Origin of the sequence: Kribbella sp. NPDC049227, assembly GCF_043197265.1 — a bacterium.
Classification (GTDB): Bacteria; Actinomycetota; Actinomycetes; order Propionibacteriales; family Kribbellaceae; genus Kribbella.
Genome location: NZ_JBICST010000001.1, coordinates 342,290 through 368,356 on the forward strand (window position 1 = coordinate 342,290; position 26,067 = coordinate 368,356).

The window sequence follows — 26,067 nt, forward strand, 5'->3', positions numbered from 1 at the left end:
TTTCGGTCGTCGGTCAGACCAGAGACTAATGCGACGGAGTCGCAGATGGAAACTCCTCGCGCCGTGTCCGGGCGGATTCGCGGCGGTCCCACGACATCGCCGACCACGGCACCGCGAGCTGGTCCAGCGAGTCGACCTCGCGCGGCCGCATCGACTCCATCGGCCGGGCATCGGCGTGCCGGGCGAACGCGGACTCGACGTACCGCGTCCCGGTGTCGGCGGCCAGGAACACATGCTTGCGGCTGCTGTCGCAGTTGTGTTCCCACAGCGCCGAGAGGTACGCCGCTCCCGCGGACAGGCCGGCAAACACCCCGGACGTCCGCAGCAGGTCCACCGCGGCCGACATCGCGTAGTCGAACGACACCCAGTGCAGCCGGTCGTACAGCTCGTGCCGGACGTTGCGGAACTCGATCGAACTGCCGATCCCCGCGATGATCATCTCCGGATCCTGGGTGTGCCCGGCGCCGAAGGTGATGCTGCCGAACGGCTGCACGCCGACCAGGTTCACGTCCCGGCCGCGATCCCGCAGGTACTCCGCGATCGCGCCTGTCGACGCCCCGGTCCCGACCCCTCCGACGAGACACAGCGGGCCGGCCGGCACCAGTTCGGCCACGAGATCCGCCACCGCGCCGTACCCGAGGTAGTGGATGTCGTCGTGGTACTGCTGCATCCAGTGGTACGACGGGTTGTCGCGCAGGATCTCGCCGATCCGGCGGACCCGGAGGTTCTGGTCGAGCTGCAGGTTGTTCGACGACGGCACCTGCTCGACGGTCGCGCCGAGGATCTCCAGCTGGATCCTCAGCGTCCGGTCGACGGTGGTCGAGCCGACGATGTGGCACTTCATCCCGTACCGGTGACAGGCCAGCGCCAGCGCGTGCGCGTAGATCCCGCTCGAGCTGTCGATCAGCGTGTCGCCGGGCCGGACCGCGCCGGTCTCCAGCAGGTGCCGTACGGCGCCGAGCGCGGAGTACACCTTCATCGTCTCGAACCGCAGGCAGATCAGGTGATCCCCGACGCGGATCGGATCCGGGTCCTTGATCGCCTCCGCCAGGTGGTCGTGCAGTCGCGTCATCGGCGCGGTTCGCTCCTCGTGTCGAGTGTCAGCACGGGCGGAGATTGTGGGTGACCGATCGAGGCGGCCCTCACCAGCCGCCGGGTCAGTTCGTGGTGTGGTTGGGTCATCACGGTCGCGGATGGTCCTTGCTCCACCACGCGACCGGCGTCGATCACCAGGACGTGGTCCGAGACCGCCGCGACCAGGCCGAGGTCGTGGCCGATCCAGATCAGCGCGGTGCCGCGGTCCTTCAGCTCCGTCAGCAGATCGACGACGAGCGCCGTACCGTGATCGTCCAGCGCGGTGGTGATCTCGTCGCAGATCAGTACGTCGGGGTGCGCGAGGACGGCCCGGGCGAGCGCGGCTCGTTGCAGCTCACCACCGGAGAGGCGGCTCGGCGTACGGGCCGCGGTCATCGCGGAGACGCCGAGGCGGGCCAGGGTGGCGACGGCTTCGGCGTGGGCCTGCTCGGGGTCGAGACCGCGAAGGCGTTGGGCTGTCCGGGCGACCTGCTGGTCGACCGGGCGGCGTTCGTCGAACGAGCCGCGGACCTCTTGCCAGACGTACTGGATGCGGCGGTTCTGGGTGCGTGATCGCTTGCGCAGGACGGGTAGTGACTCGTCGTCGAGGAGGAGCCGGCCGGCGTAGCGCTCGTGCAGGCCGGCCAGGCAGCGGGCCAACGTGGTCTTGCCACTGCCGGAACGGCCGACGACGCCCACGCACGCGCCCGGGCGGACGGCGAGGTCGATCTCGTGCAGGATGGGGTCACGGCCGCGGGGACGCAGCGACGCGGACAGGTTCATTGCCTGGAGCAACGGATGCCCGAGGCTGGTGGTTCCCGATCGCCCGAGGTCTGGTGCTTCCGGGAGTACGTCGGGACCGCCGGAGTCGATCACCCGGCCGGCGGACAGCACCACCACGCGGGTGGCGAGCGCGCGGACCAGATCGAGATCGTGACTCAGCAACAAGATCCCGAGCCCGTCGGCGGCGAGTTCCCTCAGCTCGTGGACCAACTGCAGCCGGGTGATCGAGTCGAGGCCGGTGCTCGGCTCGTCCAGAACCAGCACCTTCGGGCGGCACGTCAACGCCTGTGCAAGTGCGACCCGCTGCCGCTGCCCACCCGAGAACTGATGCGGAAACCGCCGCAATGTCTCGCGATCCCCCGGCAACTGTGCCGCCCTGAGCGCTCCGGGGACCACCGATTCACCACGATGATGCAGCCCCTCGAGCTCCCGCAACGTCGTACCAATCCGCCGCGCCGGGTTGAGCGCGCTCCCCGGATGCTGAGGCATGTACGCCACCACCCGCCCCCGGATCCGGGCAGCCGCCGTCGTCACCCCGTTGCCATCAACAACAACCTCTCCAGCAACCTCGACCCTCCCCTCCAGCTGAACCCCCTCCCCAAACTCCCCCAACAACGCCAGCGCCGAAGTGGTCTTCCCCGACCCCGAAGCCCCCACCAAGGCCGTGACCTCCCCCACCACCACCTCGAACGAAACCCCGTCCACCAGAACGGCAGACCCGGCAAACGCCCCGAGCTCCCTGACCCGCGCCACCACCCCCAGCCCGGTCCCACCCGGCAGGTCGGTGGATGGGGTGGTCATTGGGTCGCCTCGGTGGGGTGGCGGGAGTAGTGGAGGAGACGGTCGGCGAGGAGGTTGAAGCCGAGAGTGAACGAGACCAGGAGGAGGGCGGGGGCCAGGACCGACCACGGTTGGAGGAGGAGACCTTCGCGGTTGCGGGAGATGCTGACGGCCCAGTCGGGAGCGGTGGGACTCAGACCGAGACCCAGGAAGTTGACCGAGGCAACCAGGAACACGGCGAGCGTGATGCGGGTGCCGAGGTCGGCGGCGACCGGTCCGAGGACGGAGCGTCCGACGTACCCGAGGTGAATGGTGAACCAGGACTCGCGCTGCATGCGGAGGGCTTCGACAACCGGACTGCTCGCAGCGTCCAGCGCCGCCGCCCGCACCAGCCGGGCAACGGTCGGAACGTTGACCAGGGCAACGGCCAGCGTGATCGCCAGTGCGGACGCCCGCCACCCGACCGCGACCACGCTGATCACGAGCAGCGAAGGCAATGGCAGCAGTACGTCGAGCGGCCGGATCAACCCTTCGTCCAACCACCGGTGCCGCGTCGACGCAGCCACCAGCCCGATCAACCCACCGATCACATACGCGATCACCACCGCGCCGATCGCCATCCCCAGCGCTGTCCGCCCACCAACCAGCAGGAGTTGCAGCACATCCCGCCCCAACCCATCCGTCCCCAAAACCCCCTCCGACGTGTAGGGCAACCCCGCCTCCACCCGAACCCGCGCCAGAGGCCCGAACACCGCAACCGCCACAGGAACCCCAACCAACCCCACCGCCACAACGACCGAGACCCGCCCGACGCCCCCATCTCTCCCAGAAGCCACGCGCCGCCCACCGACCGCACGCGACCATCCGAGGACGCCGGCACGCGTACGCCACCGAGCGGCGGGTGCCTCGGGCCGGTTGGGCCGGGCGCCGAGCCGGCGATCGCGGGAGTGGTTCATCGGAGTAGTTCCGTTCGAGGGACCAGGCGGTTGCAGACCAGGTCGGCGGCGAGGTTGAGGAGCAAGGCTGCTACAGCGAGGACCAGGGTCAGACCCTGAACTACTGGGACATCACGGGTTTCGACGCCGTCTACCAGGGCGGTGGCGAAGCCGGGGATTGCGAAGATTGCTTCCACCACGAGGACCCCGCCCAGCAACGTGTCGCCGGTCCGCGCCAACTCCTGCACCCCGGGGACCGCGGCGTTCGGCAGCACGTGCCGCAACAGCAACCGCCGTCGCGGAACCCCGAGCCGCCGCGCCTGTACGACGTACTCCGCGTGCAGCGCCGTGATCGTCCCCGCACGGACCTGGCGTGACAACAAGCAGACCGTGCGCCCAAGTAGCACCGCGACCGGCAAGACGAGCAACCCCGGGGAAGCCAGCAGAGACCCGCCGATCCAGGTCGCCGGCAACCACCCGAGCTTCAGGGAGAACCCCGCCACCAGCAACACCGCGATCACGAAGTCCGGGATCGCACTCAACGCCAGCGTCACCGATGTGATCGCCCGATCAAGCCGCCCGTTCTCCCGCGTTCCCATCACGATGCCGAGGGCAACAGCCAGCGGTACGACAACAGCGAGCGTGGCCAGCGTCAGCACCAGCGTCGCTCCCACCGAGCTCTTCACGATGTCGACCACCGGTCCCCCGCTGATCAACGACGTACCCAGATCGCCCCTCAGCACGTTGCCGAACCAATCGGCAAACCGTTCCGCCAAAGGCTGATCGAGCCCGAGCTCAGCACGCAGCCGCGAGACCTGATCCGGCGTCAACGTCTCGGTGAACCGCATGTCCGCCGCATCCCCAGGCAGCAAGGCGGTCAGCGCAAACACCAGCACCGAGAGCACAGCCAACTGAACGACGGCGAGCACAGCCCGCTGTCCGGCGTACGACTGCATTCAGGCCAGCCACACCTTGTCGAACCGGCCGGAGTCCAGGGTGTTCGGCGGCACCGCCTGCACGCCCTGCACCGTCGCCGACACCGCAACCAGATAATCCGGCAGCCCCCACGCGAGAATGCCGCCCTCATCCCGCAGCGTCCCCTGGAGTTCGCCGTACTTCGCCGACCGCGCACCCTCGTCCGTCAGCCGCTGCGCAGTCGCAAACGCAGCATCGAAGGCAGGCCGGCGCCAATGCGTCACATTGAACGGCGACGTACTCAGCAGCCGATCCGTGACGTACTGCGGAATCGGCATCGCGCCGGACCGATGGTTGCCGATGACACCCTTCGTGAGCAGGTCCTTCGCATACGTCTGCGCACTCCCCGGGACCACCTTGAGCTTCACCCCGGCCTCGGCGACCTGCTCCGCGAACAGCGTGGCCGACTCGACGAACCCGGCGGACGCATCCGCGGTCAGGAACTCGATCTCCTTGTTCACCATCCCGGCCTTCCTCAGCAGGGCCTTGGCCTCCGAGACGTCCCGCTCCCGCTGCGCCAGATCGGCCGGATAGTACTGATATCCCTTGCCGAACAGGTCGTTGCCGACCTCACCCCGCCCGGCGAGCACCACGTCGACCAGCCGCTGCCGGTCGGCGAGCAGCTTGAACGCCATCCGCACGTCCGGGTTGTCGAACGGCGGCTGATCCACCTTCATGACGAACGCCTGCAGCGTGCTGGCCTTGGCAGGCACGATCCGCACCGTCCGCCCGGCTGACACGGTCCGCGCGAAGGTCGCGGTCATGTCGTTCGCGTACTCCGCCTGTCCGCCTTGTACGGCGTTCGCCCGGGCCTCGGAGTCGGCGGAGAGGATGTGCAGTTCCTCGATCCGGGCCGGCTCGTCCCAGTAGTCGTCGTACCGGTTCGCGATCATCGACCGGCCGGCCTCGAACGAGACGCACCGGAACGGGCCGGTGCCGACCGGTTTCGCCGGATCCTTGAATCCGTCCCGCACGATCTGGGTCCCGATTCCCGCCAGCAGGGCAGGGAACTCCGCGTTCGGCGCGGTCAGCCTCAGCTCGACCGTGCGCGCATCGACGGCCCGGCTGCGCCGCAGATCCAGGGTCGCGAGCGACGACTGGGCGACACGCTCGGGCACGGCCGGGTCGGCGGTCCGCGCGAGGCTGTAGAGCACGTCCTCGCTGGTCAGCTTGCCGCCGTCATGGAACGTCGCATCCCGGAGGCTGAACCGCCAAGTCGTCGCCTGTCCGTCGTGCTCCCACTTCTCGGCCAGCCGCCCCACCGGCTTCAGATCGGGCCCCAGCTCGACCAGCTTCTCGTACGTCGCCTTGTGCCGCGCGATGTCCACGAACAGGCTCTGGACGTGCGGATCGAGGACCTCCTTGGCACCGCCACCGGCGTACACCGCCCGCAGCCGGCCGCCGTTCTTCGGTTGAGCCGCGGCCTCGCCATCGGCGCCGCAACCGGTCAGTCCGGCCAGTGCCGATGCACCGGCCAGCCCCAGGAACCCGCGTCTGTTCAGAGCATCGGACACGCGCCACATCCTCACGTTAGTGAAAACGATTGTCAAATCCAGCGCGCATCCGAACCCGACGCCATCATTCTTCCGACCCCGTCCTTCGACTGCTCTCCGTGACGGCGTGTCACTTCCGCATACCGGGAGTCACCACCAAAATCCGAAAGCCCGCCCCGGCGCAGAGCACCGGGGCGGGCGAGAGACGCGGACGGTCAGGCGGCGGAGGCTCGGACAGTGGCGAGGGCGTTGCTCCAGCTGATCACCTGGTCGAGCATGGCGTGGACCTCGGGCTCGTGGAAGTCGGCCGGGGTGAACTCGGAGTAGTTCTTGAAGTCGGTGGCCAGCGACAGCGTGACCTGGTTGCGGACGTCGGCGACCTTGAGCTCGCCCATCACCAGACGCAGGTGCTCGACCGCGCGGGCGCCGCCAACCGCGCCGTAGCTGACGAAGCCGGCCGCCTTGTCGTTCCACTCCTTGAACAGGAAGTCGATCGCGTTCTTCAGCGCGCCGGAAGTGGAGTGGTTGTACTCCGGGGTGACGAAGACGAACCCGTCGAAGGAGGCGATCTTGTCGGCCCAGGCGTGCGTGTGCGGCTGGCTGTACTGGCCCATCGACGGCGGCATGGCCTCGTCCAGGTGCGGCAGCTTGTAGTCGGCGATGTCGACCAGCTCGAACTCCGCGTCGCTGCGCTGCTTGGCGAGATCCAGCACCCACTGAGCCACGGCTTCGCCGTTGCGGCCCGGGCGCGTGCTGCCGAGGACGATCGCGATCTTGGGCATGACTGTTCCTTCACGAAGAGGGGGCCCGGAGGCTCTTTGATGATGCATCACCAAAATAGCCGATCGAGATGACATGTCAACCCAAGGGTCGGAGCTCTCACCTGCTGGGACCGCCGGTGTGAGCTACTCCTCGCAGTCCGGTGTCGCGCACGGGTTCGCAGGCACCGCGGTGAGAACGCGCTCGAGGAGAACGCCGAGCTGGCCTTGCTCCTCGGGACTCAAGTGATCGAAGAAGTAGCTGCGGACGGCGTCGACATGGTCCGGTGCGGCCGCCTCGATCGCCTTCCGGCCGAGGCCGGTGAGCCGAACCATCGAGCCGCGGGCGTCCGACTCGCACTCCTCGCGGGTGACCAGGCCACGCTTCTCCATCCGGCTGACCTGGTGCGACAGCCGGCTGCGCTCCCAGCCGACCGACTTGCCCAGGTCGCGGGTGCGCAGTACGCCGTCCTCCGCGACGGACAGCGGATGGAGCAGGGCGTAGTCTGCGCCGGACAGCCCGGAGTTCGCGATCAACCGGGCCTCGAGGGCGCGCATCAGCTCGCGATGCGCGTCACGGTACGACTCCCACAGACGCGCCTCACGCGCATCCAGCCACCGTGGTTCCGTCATCCACCCAGTGTACGGACATCTGTTGACATATCACCGAGTCAGCAAGTCACGGCGTGCGCGAAAGGGCAACGGCCAGGCCCACGGTCCCCGCCATGATCAGCAGCTCGACAACCGCCAACCGCCGGAACGCCGCCGGATCCCCGGCCGCCAACTCCGGGAGCGTCGTCCGCCGATGCCACCACCCGACCAGCACCAGGATCGCGAACGCCACGGTCTTCGCGAACACCAGAGCGCCGTACCCGCTGGTGACCCATTGCGTGATCAGCGCCCAGCCGTCGTCCCGCCCTCCGAGGTGGATCTCCGCGGTCAGCAACCCGGTCACGCCCATCGCGATCGCACAGACCAGTGCGAGCCGGCTGAACCGCTCGACGGCCTGCTGATCCCGGGCATACCGCAGTACGGCGCCCAGGCCGCCGATCCACGCCGTCGCAGCGAAGACGTGGACGACCAGTGAGGTGGTCGCGAGGACGGACCACACATTCGTTCGCTCGATCGCGCCGTGTCCAGTGAGCAGCGGACCGGTCAGTGCAGCTGCGGTGAGCACCGCCGCGAACCGCGCGCCACGGACCGTCCGGCAGCCACTCAGGACCACTGCGAGAATCGCTGTCAGTACGACGGCCACCGCAAGAGCCCTGACCTGCAAGAGCTCCCCCGCCACGGATGCATGCTCAGCAAGGTGCGACAACGGGATCCCCAGGATCACCGCGCCCGTCGTGATCAGCCCGCCGATACTGGCCACCGCCCAGACCGCGGCTGCGATCGCCGCGTCCTGGCAGGCCCGCAAACCCTTCGGCGACAGTTTCCCATCAGTTGCTGGAAGCAACAGTATGACCGCTGCCAGCGCCCCGCCCGTCGCCACCGCGGCGGCATCTGCGACGAAACGCAGTACCGGAACCGACCAGGACAAAGGCATTCCGGCACCGATGAGACCGTCCGGCAACGGTTGCGGCGCACCGCCGGCGGCGAGCAGGGCGACGACCATCACCACGATGCCGGCGGCAACCATGCCACCAGCGACGGCCGGTTTCGCCGAACTCATTGCGAGGCAGGCCGGCGGCGCACGATGACGATCGCCAGCGCCACCACGACCAGCATCACCAGGCACAGGGCCACGACCGTGACCGTGTTCGAGCCACTGTCCTGACTGGCGGTCGGCGTACCGCCCGGTTGGGTGGCCGGGTGGCCGGCATGGGTGACGGTGAACGATCCGGTGACGGTGATCGGGTGACCGTCGGCCGACACCACGCGGGCGTCGACCTGGTACCGGCCGGCGTCGACCATCGCGCCGACCGGCTGGGTCACGGTGTTGTCGATCACCTGCACGTCGCCGGTGGCCACATTGGTCCCGGACGGCGACTTGACCTGCACCTGCGTGCCGTTGCTGCCGATCGGCTCGCTGAAGGTCAGCACCACTTTGGTCGGCGGTGCGGACATGGACGAACCATCGGCCGGGGTCATCGACTCGAGCTTGGCGTGCGCCGCCGCCACCCCGGTGGAAACCACCAGAGCGAGCAGCGACGCCACCAGTACTGCGATCAGTCGGCGCACGACTATGCCTTCTCGGATCCAGCCGGCTTGCGGGCCCGGAGTCCCAGGCCCAAGCCGATCAGGCCCAGCAGCAGGCCGGCGCCACCGAGAACGCGAGCCAGCGGATCCGACGAGTCCACGCTCTCCGAGGTCGTTGCCGCGACCGGCGTGATCGGCGCGGCCAACTCGAGCGTCGGAGCCGGGTGCTCCGGCTCGTCAGCACCCTCCTTGGCGAGTTGGTCCCACTTGACCACCTCGCCATCGCTGTAGGACTGCACTGCGGGGAAGCTCAGCGCGTCGACGCCGTCCGGAATGCGCCCGACGGACAGGGAGAACTCGTCGAAGTTGCCGGCCGGGACCCCACCGGCCGTCGCAGTCCAGGTCACGGTGGTAATCGCCTTGGTCAGCGTGACGTCGCCGACCTTGACCGGGGCGGGCAATTGCTCGGTCGTCTTCACCACCGTCCAACCGGGCTTCACCTGCGCTCCGACGCTGGCGAACGGGTGGTCCTTGGGCAACGAGACAACGAGCTTCGTAGTGGCGGCCGTATCGGACTCGGTCGGTACGCGGAACACCAGCTTGGCGTACCCACCGGGCTTGGCGTCCGGCGACGACACCGTGACGTGGGCCGACGCCGAGGTGGCGGCGCCGGCCAGGACAAGCGTGGATGCCGCCACGATCGCGACAGCACGCAGGGCGAACTTTCTGGACATGGGAACCTTTCGCGGTCACACGGGACAACCCGGCCGCGAAGGCATGCGGCCGGTCAGGACATCGCTGGGATCGCCCGGATGACCGGCGGTCCGCGCCGCGAGACGTTCGAGGTGAGCCACCGCTGAACCAGTCGCGGTGACGGCGGTACGACGAGCAGTACGGCGGCGTACCGGCGGACTGGAATCAGGATCGGCAGCCGCGGCAGGAAGCGCGCGAAGATCCGCAGTACTCGGTGGACCCAGCGTTGTGCCCCTGTGATCGCGAGAACGCCTGCGAGCAGGACGGTCAGGTGCGCGGCAGTCATGACGAGACTGCCGCCGATCCCCTGCGGCATGCCTCCGTGGTGCATCGGCATGGCCATCGGCTCGTGGGCCGCGTCCAGGGTGACGTGGACGAACAGCTGGATCGCGGCGAGCACGACCACGGACAGTGCGCGTTCGCCGGCGAGGTACTCACCCAGCAGCCAGCAGACCGCAGTCAGGGCTAGTAGCGGCGAGGCCAATTGGAGGGCAACGGTTCCACCCGCGAGCGCGTGACCGGCTACCGCGACCACGACGCTCAGCGCCGCGACCACGGGTGTCGCACTGCTCTCGGCGTGCATCCCCGATCCCCTCGAGTGTCACTCGTACCAGACACTCTACGGACAGGGCTGCCGACTGGTTCCCTCAGTGCGCAGCGACGAAGCGCAGTACGGCGTCCCGGAACACAGCCGGCTCCTCGACGTGGCCGAAATGGCCGCTCTCCCGCAGTACCACCAGTTCGGCGCCCGGGATCCCGTCGGACAGCTCCCGCGATGCTGGCATCGATCGCCTCGAAGGTTTTTGAAGTACACCGGCAGCAGCCGCGCCAGAGCGTCCAACTCCTCGTCATGACCCTCAGCCGCACCCTGCTGCTGTCAAGATGACCGGATGGACGTAGCGGTGCTGGAAATCGGGGGCAGTCACGTGACGGCGGCGGTGGTGTCGCCGGACGACTGGTTCGTGAACGTGGTGGAACGAGCGAATCTCGCGTCGCAGAAGGCGGCCGAGGTGGTCGTCGCCCAGTTGGCGGCGGCGGCCCGGAAGTTGCCGCTGGCAAACGGTCTGGCGGTGGCGCTGCCCGGTCCGTTCGACTTCGCCACCGGCGTCGCCTGGTATCGCGGCCAGGACAAGTTCGACCAGCTGTACGGGTACAACCTGGGCGACAGTCTGCGCGCTGAGCTCGCCCTGGACCGGCTGATGTTCATGAACGACGCCGAGGCGTTCGCTGTCGGCGAGTGGACCGCGGGCGAGGTCCGCGGCGTCGAGCGGTGCGTCGGCGTCACCATCGGCACCGGCGTCGGTACGGCGTTCCTCGCCGACGGCCACGTGGTCCGCGAAGGCGGCACCGTCCCGCCCGGCGGTGAGCTCTACAAGACGGAGTACGACGGCAAGCCGCTGGAGGACTCGATCTCCGGACGGGCGATCCTGCGCAGGTACTTCGCAAGCACAGGCACCGAAGCACCTGGGGTCAAGGAGATCGCCGAGGACGCGCGGGCCGGTGACGCCGCCGCGAAGGACGCCCTGCTGACAGCCTTCGGTGATCTTGCGACCGCACTCACCCCTTGGCTGGATCGCTTCGGGGCGACGAAGACCGTGCTGGGCGGCTCGATCTCGGGGGCTTTCGACATCGTGGCGGACGTGTTCGGCTTCGACATCGCGCCCACCGAGGACACCGAGCACTCGGCGCTGATCGGCGCGGCAGCGCACTACCTGCGCTCGCACTGAATTGTCCACGGCTCTGGCTACGGTCACTCCATGAAGATCGCCGCGCCCCGGCTGCGCACCCAGCTCGAGTCCGCCTCGCCCACGCCGGAGGACATCGAGGACGAGGCCAGGCTGCTCGACCTGTCCCTGGAGGACGTGGATCTGAGCGATCTCGTCGCCGAGCATCTCGAGCTGAGCGGCTGCCGGCTGATCCGCGCCAAGCTGGCCGGGTCGGACCTGGACAAGCTGATCCTGGTCGACGCGGAGCTGTCCCAGTGTGACGTCGCGAACGCCCGCTGGTCGGATGCCGCCCTGACCCGGGTGGCGATCAACTCGTCCCGGCTGACCGGGTTCGCCGGGCCGGGGATGAGCATCCAGCACGCCACGATCCGTGACAGCGTGCTCGACTTCGGCTCGTTCCGGTTCGCGAAGTTCGTGAAGGTGGAGTTCTCCGACTGCCGGCTGCAGAACGCGGACTTCGTCTCCGCTGACCTGACCGGCGCCGTGTTCCGCGGCTGCGACCTGACCGGCGCGGAGTTCTCCCAGGTCAAGGCGTCCGGGGCGGTCTTCGTCGACTGCACGTGGGACGCCGCCCGCGGCCTCACCGCGCTGACCGGCGCGACCGTGGCCGCCTCCTCCCCGATCGACACCCTGACCTTCACCAGCGCGGTCACCACGGCGGCCGGGATCACCCTCGCTCACCCGGACGACCTCGACGGAGCGTGAGCATGGACACGTCCGGTCTGGGCGGGGCGGACTGCCTATTAGGGTGGGGGCGGAGCTTGCCGACCTGAAGTGGAGCACGTGGTGACCGACTCGACCATCATCTACACCCACACCGACGAGGCTCCGGCGCTCGCCACGTACTCGTTCCTCCCGGTGATCCAGGCGTACGCCGGGCAGGCCGGGGTCGGGGTGGAGACCCGGGACATCTCGCTGGCGGGCCGGATCATCGCCCTCTTTCCGGAGTACCTGAAGGACGACCAGCGGATCGCGGACGCGCTGGCCGAGCTCGGCGAGCTGGCCCGGACGCCGGAAGCCAACATCATCAAGCTGCCGAACGTCTCGGCCTCGATCCCGCAGCTGAAGGCGGCGATCGCCGAACTGCAGGCCCAGGGCTACGCGCTGCCGGACTACCCGGACGAGCCGAAGACCGACGCGGAGCGGGAGATCCAGGCCCGCTACGACAAGGTCAAGGGCTCCGCGGTGAACCCGGTGCTGCGCGAGGGCAACTCGGACCGCCGCGCCCCCGCCTCGGTGAAGAACTACGCCAAGACCCACCCGCACCGGATGGGTGCCTGGTCGGCGGACTCCAAGACCAACGTCGCCACCATGGGCCAGGACGACTTCCGGTCCACCGAGAAGTCGGCCGTGATCGAGGCCGACGGCTCGCTGCGGATCGAGCTGGTCGGCGACGACGGCACCACGACCGTCCTGCGCGAGTCGGTGCCGGTGCTGGCGAGTGAGGTCGTCGACGCGTCGGTGATGCACGTCGCCGCACTGCGCGAGTTCCTCACCGCACAGGTCGCCCGGGCCAAGGCCGACGACGTGCTGTTCTCGATCCACCTGAAGGCCACGATGATGAAGGTCTCCGACCCGATCGTCTTCGGCCACGTGGTCCGCGCCTTCTTCCCGAACACGTTCGCGCAGTACGGCGACGTACTGGCCAAGGCCGGCCTGACCCCGAACGACGGGCTCGGCGGCATCCTCAACGGCATCGCGTCGCTGCCCGAAGGCGCCGAGATCAAGGCGTCGTTCGAGGCCGAGCTGGCCGCCGGACCGGCGCTGGCGATGGTCGACTCGGACAAGGGCATCACCAACCTGCACGTCCCGTCCGACGTCATCGTCGACGCGTCGATGCCGGCCATGATCCGCACCTCCGGCCACATGTGGGGACCGGACGGCCAGGAGCACGACACGCTCGCGGTGCTGCCGGACAGCAGCTACGCCGGGATCTACCAGGTCGTGCTCGACGACTGCCGCGCCAACGGTGCCTTCGATCCGTCCACGATGGGCTCGGTCCCGAACGTCGGCCTGATGGCGCAGAAGGCCGAGGAGTACGGCTCGCACGACAAGACCTTCGAGATCCAGACGACCGGGACCGTCCGGCTCGTCGACGAGGCCGGCAACGCCGTACTGGAGCAGACCGTCTCGGCCGGCGACATCTTCCGCGCCTGCCAGACCAAGGACGCCCCGATCCGCGACTGGGTCAAGCTGGCCGTCACGCGGGCCCGGGCGACCGGCGACCCGGCGGTGTTCTGGCTGGACGAGACCCGCGCTCACGACGCTCAGATCATTTCCAAGGTCCAGAAGTACCTGTTCGACCACGACACCGAGGGTCTGGACCTGCGCATCCTCGCGCCGGTCGACGCGATCAGGTTCTCGCTGGAGCGGATCCGCCGCGGTGAGAACACCATCTCGGTGACCGGCAACGTACTGCGCGACTACCTGACCGACCTGTTCCCGATCCTCGAGCTGGGCACCAGCGCGAAGATGCTGTCGGTCGTGCCGCTGATGGCTGGTGGCGGGCTGTTCGAGACCGGGGCCGGCGGCTCGGCACCGAAGCACGTGCAGCAGTTGGTCAAGGAGAACTACCTGCGCTGGGACAGCCTGGGTGAGTTCTTCGCGCTGGCCGCGAGCTTCGAGCACCTGGCCCAGGCGACCGGCAACGCGCGCGCCCAGATCCTCGCCGACACCCTGGACCGGGCCACCGCGACGTTCCTGAACGAGGACAAGTCGCCGACCCGTCGCGTCGGTGGCATCGACAACCGCGGCAGCCACTTCTACCTGTCCCTGTACTGGGCCCAGGAGCTGGCCAAGCAGACCGACGATGCCGATCTCGCGAAGGCGTTCGGCCCGCTGGCCGAGGTGCTCACGGCGAGCGAGCAGACGATCGTCGACGAGCTGATCGCCGTCCAGGGCAGCCCGGTCGACCTCGGCGGCTACTACCAGCCCGACCCGGCCAAGGCCGCCGCCGTCATGCGCCCCTCCAAGACCTGGAACGACGCCCTCGGCTCGCTCTGACGTCCGCGTCCGGGCGGACCGAGCATCCGCCCCGGTCACGGTGTCCTGTTGTCTCTCGCAGCTCCCGGCGCCCACCATGGCGCCGGGAGTTGCTGCTTGTTAATGCGTGGCCGCTCCGGCGATCGCCTTCCTACACTGACCGGCATGACCGCAACCCGATCCGTGCTTGCCACTCAGGCCACGGACTTTCCCCGATGGTTCCAGGATGTGATTGCCAAAGCCGAGCTCGCCGAGAACGGGCCGGTGCGGGGGACCATGGTCATCCGACCGTATGGGTACGGGATCTGGGAGCGGCTGCAGGCGACACTGGACGAGCGGATCAAGGCGGCCGGAGCGGCCAACGCGTACTTCCCCCTGCTGATCCCGGAGAGCTACCTGCACCGTGAGGCCGAGCACGTGGAGGGCTTCAGTCCCGAGCTCGCCGTGGTGACGCATGCCGGAGGCAAGCAACTCGAGGAGCCCGCGGTGATCCGTCCGACCTCGGAGACCGTCATCGGTGAGTACATGGCGAAGTGGATCCAGAGCTATCGCGACCTGCCGCTGCTGCTGAACCAGTGGGCCAACGCGGTTCGTTGGGAGCTGCGGCCACGGTTGTTCCTGCGGACGACGGAGTTCCTGTGGCAGGAGGGCCACACCGCGCACGCGACCGCCGAGGACGCCCGCGCGTTCGCCACCAGGATCCTGTACGACGTCTACCGCGACGTGATGGTGAACGTGCTGGCGATCCCGGTGGTGCCCGGCCGGAAGACACGGCGGGAACGGTTCGCCGGGGCGGTCAACACGATGACCCTGGAAGCCATGACCGGTGACGGCAAGGCCCTGCAGATGGGCACGTGCCACGAACTCGGCCAGAACTTCGCCCGTGCCTTCGACATCGGCTTCCTGTCGAGCGCCGGGCAGCGTGAGCTCGCCTGGACCACCTCCTGGGGCAGCACCACACGCATGGTCGGCGGGATGATCATGGTGCACGGTGACGACGCCGGCCTGCGCGTGCCGCCGGTCGTCGCGCCGACCCAGGTCGTCGTACTCGCGGTCAGGGAGGAGACGCTCGAGGCGGCTCGGGGGATCGCGGACGAGCTGACGGCGTTCGGTCTGCGCGTCGAGGTCGACGATCGGACCGATCAGCCGTTCGGCCGGCGCGCGGTGAACTGGGAACTGAAGGGCGTCCCGGTCCGCATCGAGCTCGGCCCTCGCGACCTGGACAGCAATGTCGCGACGGTCGCACGTCGGCTGAGGGGATCCGGCAAGGAGACTGTCGGCCTGCCGGATCTCACGTCGACCGTGGTCGCGGCGATGGACGCGGACCAGGCTCTCCTGCTGGCCGAGGCAGCCGCTCGCCAAACCGCGCGGACCACGGCCGTCTCCACCGTGGACGAGGCCCTGGAGGCGGCCGCGACCGGGTGGGCCAGCCTGCCGTACGACGTGGTCGGCGAAGACGGCGAGGACCGACTGGCCACGGCTGGCATCACCGTCCGCTGCCTGCAGCGCCCGGACGGCACGCTCCCGACCGAGGACAGCGAGAGCGGCCTGACCGCGATTGTCGCCCGCTCCTACTAGCGCGGCACGGACCGCCAAGCCATCACAATCGGGCGCCGGCGCTCGGCTCCCGCGGAGCACTGCCGCGAACAACCCGTTGTGATGGCCTGGCCGTCCACCTGTCAGCGCGCCAGGTACTTGCGGACGTCGTCGGCGACCTGGGCTCGATGGACCATGCCGTACTTGCGCAGGATCGCGCTCAGGTGGGTCTTGACCGTGTTCAGGCTGATCCCGAGCTCGGCCGCGAGCTGGTCGTTGTCCAGGCCGTCGACGAGCAGGACCGCGACGTTCTGCTGGGCCTTGGTCAGGCTGGTGAACCGGCGCTCAGGACCCTCGTCGGTGTCCATCAGCATCTCGATCAACTCGGACTGGATGTGCTCCGTCGCGTCGACGATGCGCTGCAGATGGCCTTCGACCGCCGCGGCCAGCTCGGACTCGCTCAGCGCCTCGGTCGCGATCTCGCGGATCGACGCGACCCGGTGGGTCAGGTACTCCATCACGTGGTCGGAGGTGAGCAGGTTGGGACCGGAGTCACCGGCCGGCAGCATCCGCAGCGCCTCCCGGTCCTCGCCCTCGCGGGTCAGCACCCGCTCCACCACACCGCCCAGCCACTCGAACGCACGGACGGCGTTGTCGTCGTAGCTGTTCGGCTCGTAGCTCTGCATCGACAGCATCCCGAACAACTGGTCCGGACCATCCTTGGACGGCCGGAAGATCGGCACCGTCACCGCGTCCTCGGACCGCCGCCCGATATCACCGATCGGTACGCCGGCATGCAGCGCGGCACCGTTGTCGTAGGCGTACCGGTACGTCTGCCGCCGCTTCAGCAGCCACGCGGTCTGGCCGTTCGGACCGAAGTTGTGCGTGTCCGGGTCGACGTACCGGCCGTCGTCGTGCCCGTAGGGATAGCGGACCCGGCTGCTGCCCTGGAGGAAACCGACGAAGAACGCGTCGACCCGCGCGACCTTGCCGGCCACCACCCGCACGTAGTCGTACAGGCCGTAGTGATCGGCTCGGAACAGCGCCTCGATCTTGTGATATGCCTCGCGCAGGATGATCGCGGTCTCCGCGTCGACCCTCAGCGGGGCGGACTTGTCTGCCTCCACGACGTCGACCCTTCAATCGATCACTCGACTATGACGCCGCCGCCGGGATATTGCCAGGTGCTAGTCCGCCAGGCGGACCCAGGCGGGCCAGACCGACGTTTTGTCCAGGTACGGCGCCAGCAGGGCACTCACCTCCGCATCGTCGGCACCCCGCAACTGGTCGGAGGCGATCTTGCGGGTGATGCCGGCCAGGAAATCGGCGATCTGGACGCGATGGTCGGTGAAAGAGTCCACCTGCTCCAGCGCGGCGAATCCCTCGGTCGACGCCTGCAACCGGCCGACCCGCTCGGCCGACAACGTGGTCTGCCGATCGTGCGCGATCGTGACTTCTTGCCCGCCATCAGTCCAGAACTCGACCGCCCGGACGATCGCCGGCATCAACGGATCCAGCCGCGGGATCGGCGACTCGTCGGCGGCCCGGACGAAGTCGTTGGCCGCTTCCAGGAAGACTCGCGCCTCCGCGGTACGACGGCCGGCGTCGTACAGGAACCGGATCGTCCCGGACCGGGCGCCGAGGAAGTCCACCAGCCCGGAGACGAGGAAGTAGGTCTTGTCGACCAGGAACACGTGCGCGTTGCCCTCCAGCGGGCCGTCCGGTCCGAGGAACCAGAGCAGGACCGCGCGGTGCTTCGACCGGAGCAGGTGGCCGGCCTTGTACATGGTCGCGGGCGACTTGATCCGGGCCCGGAGTTCGGCGACGCAGGCCGCCGCGGTCGGCTCGTCCAGCCGCACGCTCGCGTGCGCGAAGACGTCGGTCACGCCGCCGACGAGCTTCTCCCCCTCGTACCCGGACTCGTCACACGCGATCTCGACGGCCCTGGGTTCCGATGGCGCGGTGGTCGGCACGTCCCGACTCTCTCACCGCACGCAAGCACCGCGCACGCCGATTACGCAGAGAAGTCGCGGGTGGTGTGGGTCCGAGTTCCCGAGTCGCCCTCCCAAGCCTCGGCCGAACTCCCCTCACCACCCGCGACCAGATCAGGACGCCAATTCCTGTGAGCCCCCGCGTCTGTCGATCCCGCAGCCCCCTGTGAGATCGGCGACCCCCCGGCAGTTCTTCTGGCGTCCTCTCCCTCCCCCCGTTGACTACACCGTGCCACCTCGTGTCAGGACCTGCCTATCGCCCACGGCATGAGGTTGTTGTGTCCTCAATCTCATCCCGGGGATGATGTAGTCGTTTACGAGTCTCGCGCCTCGGCCGGAAACTTGCCGTCCGGCCTGGTCAGCGGGCCAGATACCGGCGTACGTCGGCGGCCACCTCGGCGCGGCTCGCCAGCTCGTACTTGCCCAGGATCGTTCTGAGGTGGGACTTGACCGTGTTGACGGAGATGCCCAGCTCGGTCGCGATCCGGGTGTTGCCGGGGTCCTCGGCCAGGAGCAGCGCAACACTCTGCTGGGTCGGAGTCAGCAGCGCGAACCGTTGCTCGGGCCCGTCGTCCGCGTCGAGCATCATCTCGATCAGCTCCGACTGCGTCTGCTCGGCCTCCTTGATCAGTTTTCCGAGCGAGTCCCGCGCGGGATCGGCGACATCGGTCGACGCCATCGCCTCGTGCGCAAGCGCTCTCAGGATGGCGATCCGGTTCGACAGGTACTCCATCACCGAGTCCGAGGTGAGCACGTTCGGGGACTCGGCCCCGGCCGGAAGCAGCCGCAGCGCCTCCCGGTCCTCCGCCTCCCGGGTGAGCACCCGCGCAGTCATTCCAGCGAGCCATTCAAACGCCCGTACGGCGTTGTCGTCGTAGCTGTTCGGGCGATAGCTGTGCATCGACATCATGCCGAACAACTCGTCGGCTCCACCGTCGCGACCGGGCCGGAACATCGGTACGGTCACCGCATCCTCCGACCGCTTGGACACGTCGCCGGCCGGGACACCTGCCTGCAGTACGGCACCGTTGTCGTAGGCGAAGCGGTAGGTCTGACGCTGACGCAGCAGCCACGCGGTCTGCCCGTTCGGCCCGTAGATGTGGCTGGCGGGATCGTCGTACTGTCCGCTGTCGTAGCCGTACGGGTACCGGACCCGGTTGGACCCGTGCAGGAAGCCCACGTAGAAGGTGTCGACCGAGGCGATCTTCCCGGCCACCGCGCGGACGTAGTCGAACAGGCCGTAGTGCGACGCCCGGTAGAGCGACTCGATCTTGTGGTACGCCTCCCGCAGGATGATCGCCGTCTCCGCGTCCACCCTCAGGACCCCCGGCGACCTGTCCTCCCCGTCAACTGGCATCTGCAACCCACCCCAGGACATCGCACTGACGTCAGGTCACCGAGTATCCACCGTTCGGCCCGCCGGGGAGACGGGTCTCGGTGCGTCGGTCACCAGCTGGTGTCGAGGGGCTTGCCCTCGGCGTACCCGGCGGCCGTCTGCAGGCCGACGACCGCGCGCTCGTGGAACTCGGCCAGGTTGGCGGCGCCGACGTACGTGCAGGAGCTGCGGATGCCGGACACGATCGAGTCGAGCAGGTCCTCGACGCTCGGCCGCTCGGGGTCCAGGTACATCCTGGCGGTCGAGATGCCCTCGCCGAAGAAGCCCTTCCGGGCCCGCTGGAACGGCGTGTCGTCGGCTGTCCGGGAGCGGACCGCGCGGGCCGACGCCATTCCGAAGCTCTCCTTGTAGATCCGGCCGTCGCTGTCGCGGTGCGGATCGCCGGGCGACTCGTACGTCCCGGCGAACCAGGAGCCGATCATCACGCTGGAGGCCCCGGCGGCCAGCGCGAGCGCGACATCGCGCGGATGCCGTACGCCGCCGTCCGCCCAGACGTGCTTGCCAAGTTCACGGGCCCGTTCCGAGCACTCCAGTACGGCGGAGAACTGCGGACGACCGACGGCCGTCTGCATCCGCGTCGTACACATCGCGCCCGGTCCGACGCCGACCTTCACGATGTCCGCGCCGGCCGCGACGAGATCGCTGACGCCCTCGGCGGTGACGACGTTCCCAGCGACGATCGGGACCTCCGGCCCAAGGGCTCGGACCTGCTCGAGGACCTCGAGCATCCGCTCCTGGTGACCGTGTGCGGTGTCGATGACCAGTACGTCGATCCCGACGTCGAGCAACGCCTTGGCCTTCTGCTCGGCGTCGCCGTTGATCCCGATGGCCGCCGCGACCCGGAGCTTCCCGTTCGCGTCGACGGCCGGCTGGTAGAGGGTGGCGCGGAGCGCCCGCTGGCGGGTGAGGATGCCGACGATGTTGCCGTTCGCATCTACGACAGGCGCGAGCCGGTGCCGGCCGTCGTGCAACTGGTCGAACGCCGCCTCCGCATCAATCCCGGCCGGCAGGGTCAGCAACTCGCGCGACATGATCCCGTCGAGCTGGCTGAACCGGTCCACGCCCGCGCAGTCGGCCTCGGTCACCACGCCGACCGGACGGCCGTCGTCGACCACGATCACCGCACCATGACCGCGCTTGGGCAACAGGTTGAGCGCCTCGCCCACGGTCCCGGTCGGCGGCAGCACCAGCGCGGTGTCGTGCACGGTGTGCCGTTGCTTGATCCAGGCAACCACCTCGGCGACCACGTCGACCGGGATGTCCTGCGGAATCACCGCCAGCCCGCCACAGCGCGCGATCGTCTCCGCCATCCGCCGCCCCGACACCGCGGTCATGTTCGCCGCGACGACGGGGATCGACGTACCGCTGCCGTCACTCGTGGACAGGTCCACGTCCAGCCGGGACGTGACACCGGACCGGTTCGGCACCAGAAACACATCACTGAACGTCAGGTCCCCCGCAGGCTCCCGATCATGATGAAACCGCACAACAGACCCCTTCCACCGGACAACACCCCCGCCAGCCTGACACGCCCCCACCCCACCCACAAGGAACCCCCGCTCACGCCAGGTCACCCCGATCACAGCGCGTGAAAGCCGGACGAACAAAGACCGGCTCCCACCGTCGTGGTGGGAGCCGGTCTTGGTGTTCTGGTGCGGATCAGGCGATGTCGAAGCGGTCGAGTTCCATCACCTTGGTCCAGGCGGCGACGAAGTCCTGGACGAACTTCGCCTTGGCGTCGTCGCTGGCGTAGACCTCGGCGACGGCGCGGAGCTCGGAGTTCGAGCCGAAGACGAGGTCGGCCCGGGTGCCGGTCCACTTGGTCTCGCCGTTGACGGTGGCCTCGAACGTCTCCTGGCTGTCGTCGACCGACGTCCACCGCGTGCCCAGGTCGAGCAGGTTCGCGAAGAAGTCGTTGGTCAGCGCACCGGGAGTCTCGGTGAGTACGCCGTACGACGAACCGTCGTAGTTCGCCCCGAGGACGCGCAGGCCGCCGACCAGGACGGTCAGCTCGGGCGCGCTCAGGGTGAGCAGGTTCGCCTTGTCCAGCAGCAGGTACTCCGCCGGGAGCCGGTTGCCCTTGCCGTAGTAGTTGCGGAAGCCGTCCGCGGCCGGCTCGAGCGCGGCGAACGAGTCGACGTCCGTCTGCTCCAGCGACGCGTCCGTCCGGCCCGGCGTGAAGGGTACGGCGACGTCGTGCCCCGCACTCTTCGCGGCCACCTCGACGCCCACACCACCGGCGAGCACGATCAGGTCGGCCAGCGAGATCTTCTTGCCGCCGGTCTGCGCGGAGTTGAAGCTCTCCTGGATGCCCTCGAGCGTCCGCAGTACCTGCGCGAGCTGGTCGGGGTTGTTGACCTCCCAGCCGCTCTGCGGCTGCAGCCGGATGCGCGCACCGTTCGCGCCACCGCGCTTGTCGCTACCGCGGAAGCTCGACGCCGACGCCCACGCGGTCGAGACCAGCTGCGCCACCGACAGCCCCGAGGCCGCGATCTGCGCCTTCAGCGCGTTGACGTCGTCGGCACCCACGAGCTCGTGGTCGACCGCCGGGACCGGGTCCTGCCAGATCAGCGTCTCGGCCGGAACCTCGGGGCCGAGGTACCGATCGATCGGGCCCATGTCGCGGTGGGTCAGCTTGAACCAGGCACGCGCGAACGCGTCCGCGAACTCGTCGGGGTTGTCCTTGAAGCGACGCGAGATCGGCTCGTAGATCGGGTCGAACCGCAGCGCCAGGTCGGTGGTCAGCATGGTCGGCTTGTGCTTCTTCGCCGCGTCGTACGCGTCCGGGATGATCTCCTCGGAGTCCTTGGCCACCCACTGGTTCGCACCGGCCGGGCTCTTGGACAGCTCCCACTCGTAGCCGAACAGGATCTCGAAGAAGTCGTTGCCCCACTGGGCCGGCGTCCTGGTCCAGGTGACCTCGAGGCCGCTGGTGATGGTGTCCGGGCCCCTGCCGGTGTTGTACGTGTTCCGCCAGCCAAGACCCTGGTGGTCGATCGGGGCGCCTTCCGGCTCCGAACCGACGTACTCCTCCGGGTCGGCCGCACCGTGCGTCTTGCCGAAGGTGTGACCACCAGCGATCAGTGCGACGGTCTCCTCGTCGTTCATCGCCATCCGGCCGAACGTCTCCCGGATGTCGCGCGCCGAGGCGACCGGGTCCGGGTTGCCGTTCGGGCCTTCCGGGTTCACGTAGATGAGGCCCATCTGTACGGCGCCGAGCGGCTTCTCCAGGTCGCGGTCACCGGTGTAGCGCTCGTCGCCCAGCCAGGTGGTCTCCGGACCCCAGTAGACGTCGTCCTCCGGCTCCCACACGTCCGGGCGGCCACCGGCGTACCCGAAGGTCTTGAAGCCCATCGTCTCGAGCGCGACGTTGCCGGTCAGGATCATCAGGTCGGCCCAGGACAGCGCCTGGCCGTACTTCTTCTTCACCGGCCAGAGCAGCCGGCGGGCCTTGTCCAGGTTCGCGTTGTCCGGCCAGCTGTTCAGCGGCGCGAACCGCTGCTGCCCCGCACCGGCGCCGCCGCGGCCGTCGCTGATCCGGTAGGTGCCGGCACTGTGCCAGGCCATCCGGATCATGAACGGGCCGTAGTGCCCGAAGTCGGCCGGCCACCAGTCCTGCGAGGTGGTCAGCACCTCGGCGATGTCCGCCTTCACCGCGGGCAGGTCGAGGGTCTTGAATGCCGCGGCGTAGTCGAACTCCCCGCCCAGCGGGTTCGCGACGGCCGGGTTCTTGGCCAGGATCTTCAGGTTCAGCTGGTTCGGCCACCAGCCGCGGTTGGCGTTGCCGCGGGTCGGGTGGGCGCCCTGTCCGTGCGCTACCGGGCAGCCGCCGGCCGCCTGCGCGTTGTCTTCGCCGCGGCTCTCCTCACTGCCTTCGCCGGGCAGTGGTTCATGCTTCTCGGACATCGAATTCCTTCCAGGACTGGACGTTTTCAACAGGAAGTCAGGTACTGCGTGTGGACGAGCAGTCGGCGCACAGGCCCCAGTAGATGACCTCGGCCTCGTCGATGACGAACCCGCGGTCATCGGCCGCGGTCAGGCACGGCGCGTGCCCGACCGCACAGTCGACGTCGGCGATCGCCCCGCACGACCGGCAGACGGCATGGTGGTGGTTGTCCCCCACCCGCGACTCGTACCGCGCGACCGACCCGAGCGGCTGGATCCGCCGTACCAGGCCCGCCGCCGTCAACGTGTGCAGCGAGTCGTACACCGCCTGGTGCGACACCTCGGGCAGTTCGTTGCGCACGGCCCCTATGATCGAGTCCGTGTCGGAGTGCGGATGCGCGTAGACCGCGGTCAGCACCGCCACCCGCGGCCGGGTCACCCGCAACGACACGCCCCGCAACAGTTGCTGGAGCTCGTCGGTCGTCGGCACGTCGAGCAGTCTTGCGCCTTTTCTGGAATGAGTCAAGATTAGTTGATGTCGCAGAATGAGACGATGGCCGACGTACTGCACGAGATCGAGAGCGACCGTCTCCCCGAACTGCTGGCCCTCTTCCACTCCGCCTGGTGGATGTCGGACCGGACGGCTGAGGAGACCGAACGCATCCTGCGCGAGTCCGACATCGTCGTGGCCCTCGTCGATCCCCCGTCGGACCGCCTGACCGGCTTCGCCCGGGTCCTGACCGACTTCACCCACATCGCCCTGATCCTCGACGTGGTCGTAGCCCCGGAGCACCGATCTTCCGGCCACGGCGCCACCCTGATGAGCACCATCGTCGACCACCCTCGATTGCAGACCGTCCGCAGCCTCGAACTGGTCTGCCAACCGGACCTCGTCCCCTTCTACCGCCGCTGGGGCTTCACCACCGAAGTAGGCCAGTCCCTCCTCATGCGCCGCACCAACGACCCGCGACTGACCTCCTGACACGTGGCGGGGTGATGTGCCGCGGTGGGTAATCTGGAGGCATGCCTGTGGGCGGGCGGCTGTGGAAGCATCCGAGGGTGTCGATCGGCGTTGGCGTGGTCGCTCTCGCCGCGATCGCAGCCGTGGTGATCGCGCTTGTCGGCCGTGGACCTGAGACGCCGCAGACCTTCGGCCCCTGGTATCCATTGACGAATCAGAGCGGCGATCCGGCCGTCGCGGACTTCGAGAACCACGTGCCGTGCGCGATCGACGACCCGCCTGCAGCCGAGTGCCAGCGGGTGAAGCTCGGCGTCGTCCTGTACCGCGACGAGGCCACCGGCGCACCGTCGACGTACCTCATCTCTGTCATCCGGGTCGGCGTCGGCAACGACCGCGAGACCCACGAAGGAACCTGGACCGTCGCCCGCGGCACCGGGCTCGACTCGCAAGCCACTGTCTACCAACTCGACACCGGTGCTCCAGAACATCTCCGGCAGTACTGGCCGGTCGGTGACAACATCCTGTACCTCCTCGACAAGGACAAGATGCCGCGCGCCGGCGACGCCGCGTACGGCTACGCGTTGAGCAGCATCCCCATCGGCCAGAAGGTCCAGGTCGCGAGGTAGGAATCAGAATCGGTACTGCGACATCCAGTCCGTCGCGAAGTCGACGACTGCCCGTTGCGACATCAGCCGTGCCGTAGCCGCACCAACCATGCCGACCCGTGCCCCGCCCGCGGCCTCGAACGCTTCCCCAATCTGACCGAAGTCACCCTCGTCCTCATCGACGTCCTCCCATTCCCGCCACACAGCAGTCCCGTCCGGCTGCCGCAACGAGGACCCGACAACGTGCCGAGGCGCTTTCGGACTGCGCCACTCGGACAAGTGCATGGACGTGTTGCGCTCGTGTCCGCACCCGAGCAACAGCACTGACCCGTCCAACCGATACACCGCACCCAACGGCGAGGACTCCCCCAGCCCATCATCAAGGCGGTGTCCTTCGACGACTTCATCGGCCCGCGCCCCCAAGGCAGCGAACGAAACCTGCGGATGACTACTCCGCCGCGCCCCGGGCCACGTACGCACCAACTCCGCCAGCCGCCCCAACGCCCGCCCAGCAGGCGTCAACGCCGGATCAAACCCCGGCGCCTCCTGCCGAATCACCGACCACCAAGCCTCCGGCACCGGGGGACTGACCCAATGCGCCGGATCCGTGTTGTCCGGCGTATGCGTAGGAACAACCAACGTCCCCTCCGCCCCCAGCACCTCCAACAACGCCTCCACCACAGCCTGAGGCCCCCCAGCCACAAACCCCAAACTCCGCAACGAAGAATGCATCAACACCACCCCGCCGGCCCGAACCCCCAACCCCCTGAGATCCGCCACCAACGACCCCCGCGTCGCACACCCACCAACCATCCCCAGACCCTAGACGCCGACCGCACCCCACGCCCGCCAATTTCCACCGGCATCGGACTACTAGCGCGACTCCAGTTCCCCAACTACCAGCCAAGCGTCCCCCAACACGCGACCCCACCCACTCAACCGAGCGCAGCGAAGGCGCACCCCACCCACCGCGGCGGGCACCACAGCCGCCGAGCGCAGCGAAGGCGCCCTCCCAACGCGCGGCCCCAGCCACGGAGCCGAGCGCAGCGAAGGCGCAAGGGGGTGCGGGTGGCGGAGCCCCCGCTTGCGGCGAGCGGAGCGACGCCGCACAAACGACGAAGGCGACCCGGTCCGCGCTCTCCGCGGACACGAGTCGCCCATCGACTTCGTGGAGCTGAGGGGATTCGAACCCCTGGCCTCTTCGTTGCGAACGAAGCGCGCTACCAACTGCGCCACAGCCCCGAGTTGGTCGCCGGTTTCCTGGCGACCGCGAAACTCTAACACGCCTATGGTC

At 68.6% G+C, this 26,067-nt stretch carries 25 protein-coding genes and 1 tRNA gene; 6 read left to right on the forward strand and 20 right to left on the reverse strand.

The genetic code is table 11. The features are described 5' to 3' along the window. Positions 1–25: 25 nt before the first annotated feature. The 12 genes from ACGFH6_RS01800 to ACGFH6_RS01855 all read right to left on the reverse strand — a co-directional run bounded on the left by ACGFH6_RS01800 (position 26) and on the right by ACGFH6_RS01855 (position 10,475). Entirely contained in the window at positions 26–1,072 is a 1,047-nt protein-coding gene (locus ACGFH6_RS01800; RefSeq protein WP_393379621.1) for a pyridoxal-phosphate dependent enzyme, read from the reverse strand. After that, complete coding sequence (locus tag ACGFH6_RS01805; RefSeq protein ID WP_393379622.1) at positions 1,069–2,658, reverse strand: ABC transporter ATP-binding protein; 1,590 nt, start codon at positions 2,656–2,658, stop codon at positions 1,069–1,071. The genes ACGFH6_RS01800 and ACGFH6_RS01805 overlap by 4 nt, the downstream gene beginning before the upstream one ends. Continuing rightward, a complete protein-coding gene (locus ACGFH6_RS01810; protein ID WP_393379624.1) occupies positions 2,655–3,311 on the reverse strand; it encodes an ABC transporter permease in 657 nt (218 codons plus the stop codon). Before ACGFH6_RS01810 ends, ACGFH6_RS01805 begins: the two co-directional genes overlap by 4 nt. A gap of 278 nt (positions 3,312–3,589) precedes the next feature. Beyond that, complete coding sequence (locus ACGFH6_RS01815) at positions 3,590–4,528, reverse strand: ABC transporter permease (protein ID WP_393379626.1); 939 nt, start codon at positions 4,526–4,528, stop codon at positions 3,590–3,592. Continuing rightward, entirely contained in the window at positions 4,529–6,061 is a 1,533-nt protein-coding gene (locus tag ACGFH6_RS01820) for an ABC transporter substrate-binding protein (RefSeq protein WP_393379628.1), read from the reverse strand. Positions 6,062–6,255: 194 nt separating this feature from the next. After that, positions 6,256–6,822: an NADPH-dependent FMN reductase gene (locus ACGFH6_RS01825; RefSeq protein ID WP_393379630.1), complete on the reverse strand. Its 567-nt coding sequence runs from the start codon at positions 6,820–6,822 to the stop codon at positions 6,256–6,258. A gap of 123 nt (positions 6,823–6,945) precedes the next feature. Next, positions 6,946–7,431, reverse strand: coding sequence for a MarR family winged helix-turn-helix transcriptional regulator (locus tag ACGFH6_RS01830; protein ID WP_393379631.1), 486 nt, complete (start codon positions 7,429–7,431; stop codon positions 6,946–6,948). Positions 7,432–7,477: 46 nt separating this feature from the next. Beyond that, complete coding sequence (locus ACGFH6_RS01835; RefSeq protein WP_393379633.1) at positions 7,478–8,470, reverse strand: copper resistance D family protein; 993 nt, start codon at positions 8,468–8,470, stop codon at positions 7,478–7,480. After that, positions 8,467–8,979 carry a copper resistance protein CopC gene (locus ACGFH6_RS01840; RefSeq protein ID WP_393379635.1) on the reverse strand — a complete coding sequence of 171 codons (513 nt, stop codon included), beginning with the start codon at positions 8,977–8,979 and terminating at the stop codon, positions 8,467–8,469. The genes ACGFH6_RS01835 and ACGFH6_RS01840 overlap by 4 nt, the downstream gene beginning before the upstream one ends. A gap of 2 nt (positions 8,980–8,981) precedes the next feature. After that, positions 8,982–9,671 (reverse strand): YcnI family protein, encoded by a 690-nt coding sequence (locus ACGFH6_RS01845; RefSeq protein WP_393379637.1) that lies wholly within the window; start codon positions 9,669–9,671, stop codon positions 8,982–8,984. A gap of 53 nt (positions 9,672–9,724) precedes the next feature. Beyond that, complete coding sequence (locus ACGFH6_RS01850; protein ID WP_393379639.1) at positions 9,725–10,273, reverse strand: hypothetical protein; 549 nt, start codon at positions 10,271–10,273, stop codon at positions 9,725–9,727. 64 nt (positions 10,274–10,337) lie between these two features. Then, the gene (locus ACGFH6_RS01855; RefSeq protein WP_393379641.1) at positions 10,338–10,475 is read right to left on the reverse strand and encodes an alpha/beta fold hydrolase; all 138 of its coding nucleotides are present in this window, start codon (positions 10,473–10,475) and stop codon (positions 10,338–10,340) included. Positions 10,476–10,580: 105 nt separating this feature from the next. Here ACGFH6_RS01855 and ACGFH6_RS01860 point away from each other — a divergent pair, with 105 nt between their 5' ends. From ACGFH6_RS01860 to proS, 4 genes are all read left to right on the forward strand, one after another. Further along, positions 10,581–11,417 (forward strand): ROK family protein, encoded by an 837-nt coding sequence (locus ACGFH6_RS01860; protein WP_393379643.1) that lies wholly within the window; start codon positions 10,581–10,583, stop codon positions 11,415–11,417. Between the two features lie 30 nt (positions 11,418–11,447). Beyond that, the gene (locus ACGFH6_RS01865; RefSeq protein ID WP_393379645.1) at positions 11,448–12,122 is read left to right on the forward strand and encodes a pentapeptide repeat-containing protein; all 675 of its coding nucleotides are present in this window, start codon (positions 11,448–11,450) and stop codon (positions 12,120–12,122) included. Between the two features lie 78 nt (positions 12,123–12,200). Beyond that, positions 12,201–14,420, forward strand: a complete 2,220-nt coding sequence (locus ACGFH6_RS01870) for an NADP-dependent isocitrate dehydrogenase (RefSeq protein ID WP_393379646.1) — start codon at positions 12,201–12,203, stop codon at positions 14,418–14,420. Positions 14,421–14,564: 144 nt separating this feature from the next. Further along, positions 14,565–15,977 (forward strand): proline--tRNA ligase, encoded by a 1,413-nt coding sequence (gene proS, locus ACGFH6_RS01875; RefSeq protein WP_393379648.1) that lies wholly within the window; start codon positions 14,565–14,567, stop codon positions 15,975–15,977. A gap of 101 nt (positions 15,978–16,078) precedes the next feature. Here the strand turns inward: proS and ACGFH6_RS01880 are convergent, their stop codons facing one another. The 6 genes from ACGFH6_RS01880 to ACGFH6_RS01905 all read right to left on the reverse strand — a co-directional run bounded on the left by ACGFH6_RS01880 (position 16,079) and on the right by ACGFH6_RS01905 (position 23,697). Beyond that, a complete protein-coding gene (locus ACGFH6_RS01880) occupies positions 16,079–17,062 on the reverse strand; it encodes a LuxR family transcriptional regulator (protein WP_393379649.1) in 984 nt (327 codons plus the stop codon). Positions 17,063–17,122: 60 nt separating this feature from the next. Next, on the reverse strand, positions 17,123–17,908 hold the full coding sequence (locus ACGFH6_RS01885) for a hypothetical protein (RefSeq protein WP_393379651.1): 786 nt from the start codon (positions 17,906–17,908) through the stop codon (positions 17,123–17,125). 376 nt (positions 17,909–18,284) lie between these two features. Continuing rightward, on the reverse strand, positions 18,285–19,283 hold the full coding sequence (locus tag ACGFH6_RS01890) for a LuxR C-terminal-related transcriptional regulator (protein ID WP_393379652.1): 999 nt from the start codon (positions 19,281–19,283) through the stop codon (positions 18,285–18,287). An 89-nt stretch (positions 19,284–19,372) separates the two neighbouring features. Then, positions 19,373–20,809 carry a GuaB1 family IMP dehydrogenase-related protein gene (locus ACGFH6_RS01895; RefSeq protein ID WP_393379654.1) on the reverse strand — a complete coding sequence of 479 codons (1,437 nt, stop codon included), beginning with the start codon at positions 20,807–20,809 and terminating at the stop codon, positions 19,373–19,375. A 172-nt stretch (positions 20,810–20,981) separates the two neighbouring features. Next, entirely contained in the window at positions 20,982–23,228 is a 2,247-nt protein-coding gene (gene katG / locus ACGFH6_RS01900) for a catalase/peroxidase HPI (protein ID WP_393379656.1), read from the reverse strand. 37 nt (positions 23,229–23,265) lie between these two features. Next, positions 23,266–23,697: a Fur family transcriptional regulator gene (locus ACGFH6_RS01905; protein ID WP_393379657.1), complete on the reverse strand. Its 432-nt coding sequence runs from the start codon at positions 23,695–23,697 to the stop codon at positions 23,266–23,268. A 45-nt stretch (positions 23,698–23,742) separates the two neighbouring features. Between ACGFH6_RS01905 and ACGFH6_RS01910 the strand changes: the two genes are divergently transcribed. Both ACGFH6_RS01910 and ACGFH6_RS01915 read left to right on the forward strand, forming a co-directional pair. Continuing rightward, positions 23,743–24,189, forward strand: coding sequence for a GNAT family N-acetyltransferase (locus tag ACGFH6_RS01910; protein ID WP_393379659.1), 447 nt, complete (start codon positions 23,743–23,745; stop codon positions 24,187–24,189). Positions 24,190–24,230: 41 nt separating this feature from the next. Then, a complete protein-coding gene (locus ACGFH6_RS01915) occupies positions 24,231–24,794 on the forward strand; it encodes a hypothetical protein (RefSeq protein WP_393379661.1) in 564 nt (187 codons plus the stop codon). Between the two features lie 3 nt (positions 24,795–24,797). Here ACGFH6_RS01915 and ACGFH6_RS01920 read toward each other — a convergent pair whose 3' ends face one another. Further along, positions 24,798–25,586, reverse strand: coding sequence for an aminoglycoside N(3)-acetyltransferase (locus tag ACGFH6_RS01920; RefSeq protein ID WP_393379663.1), 789 nt, complete (start codon positions 25,584–25,586; stop codon positions 24,798–24,800). 356 nt (positions 25,587–25,942) lie between these two features. Beyond that, positions 25,943–26,015, reverse strand: a tRNA-Ala gene (locus ACGFH6_RS01925). Positions 26,016–26,067: the final 52 nt, after the last annotated feature.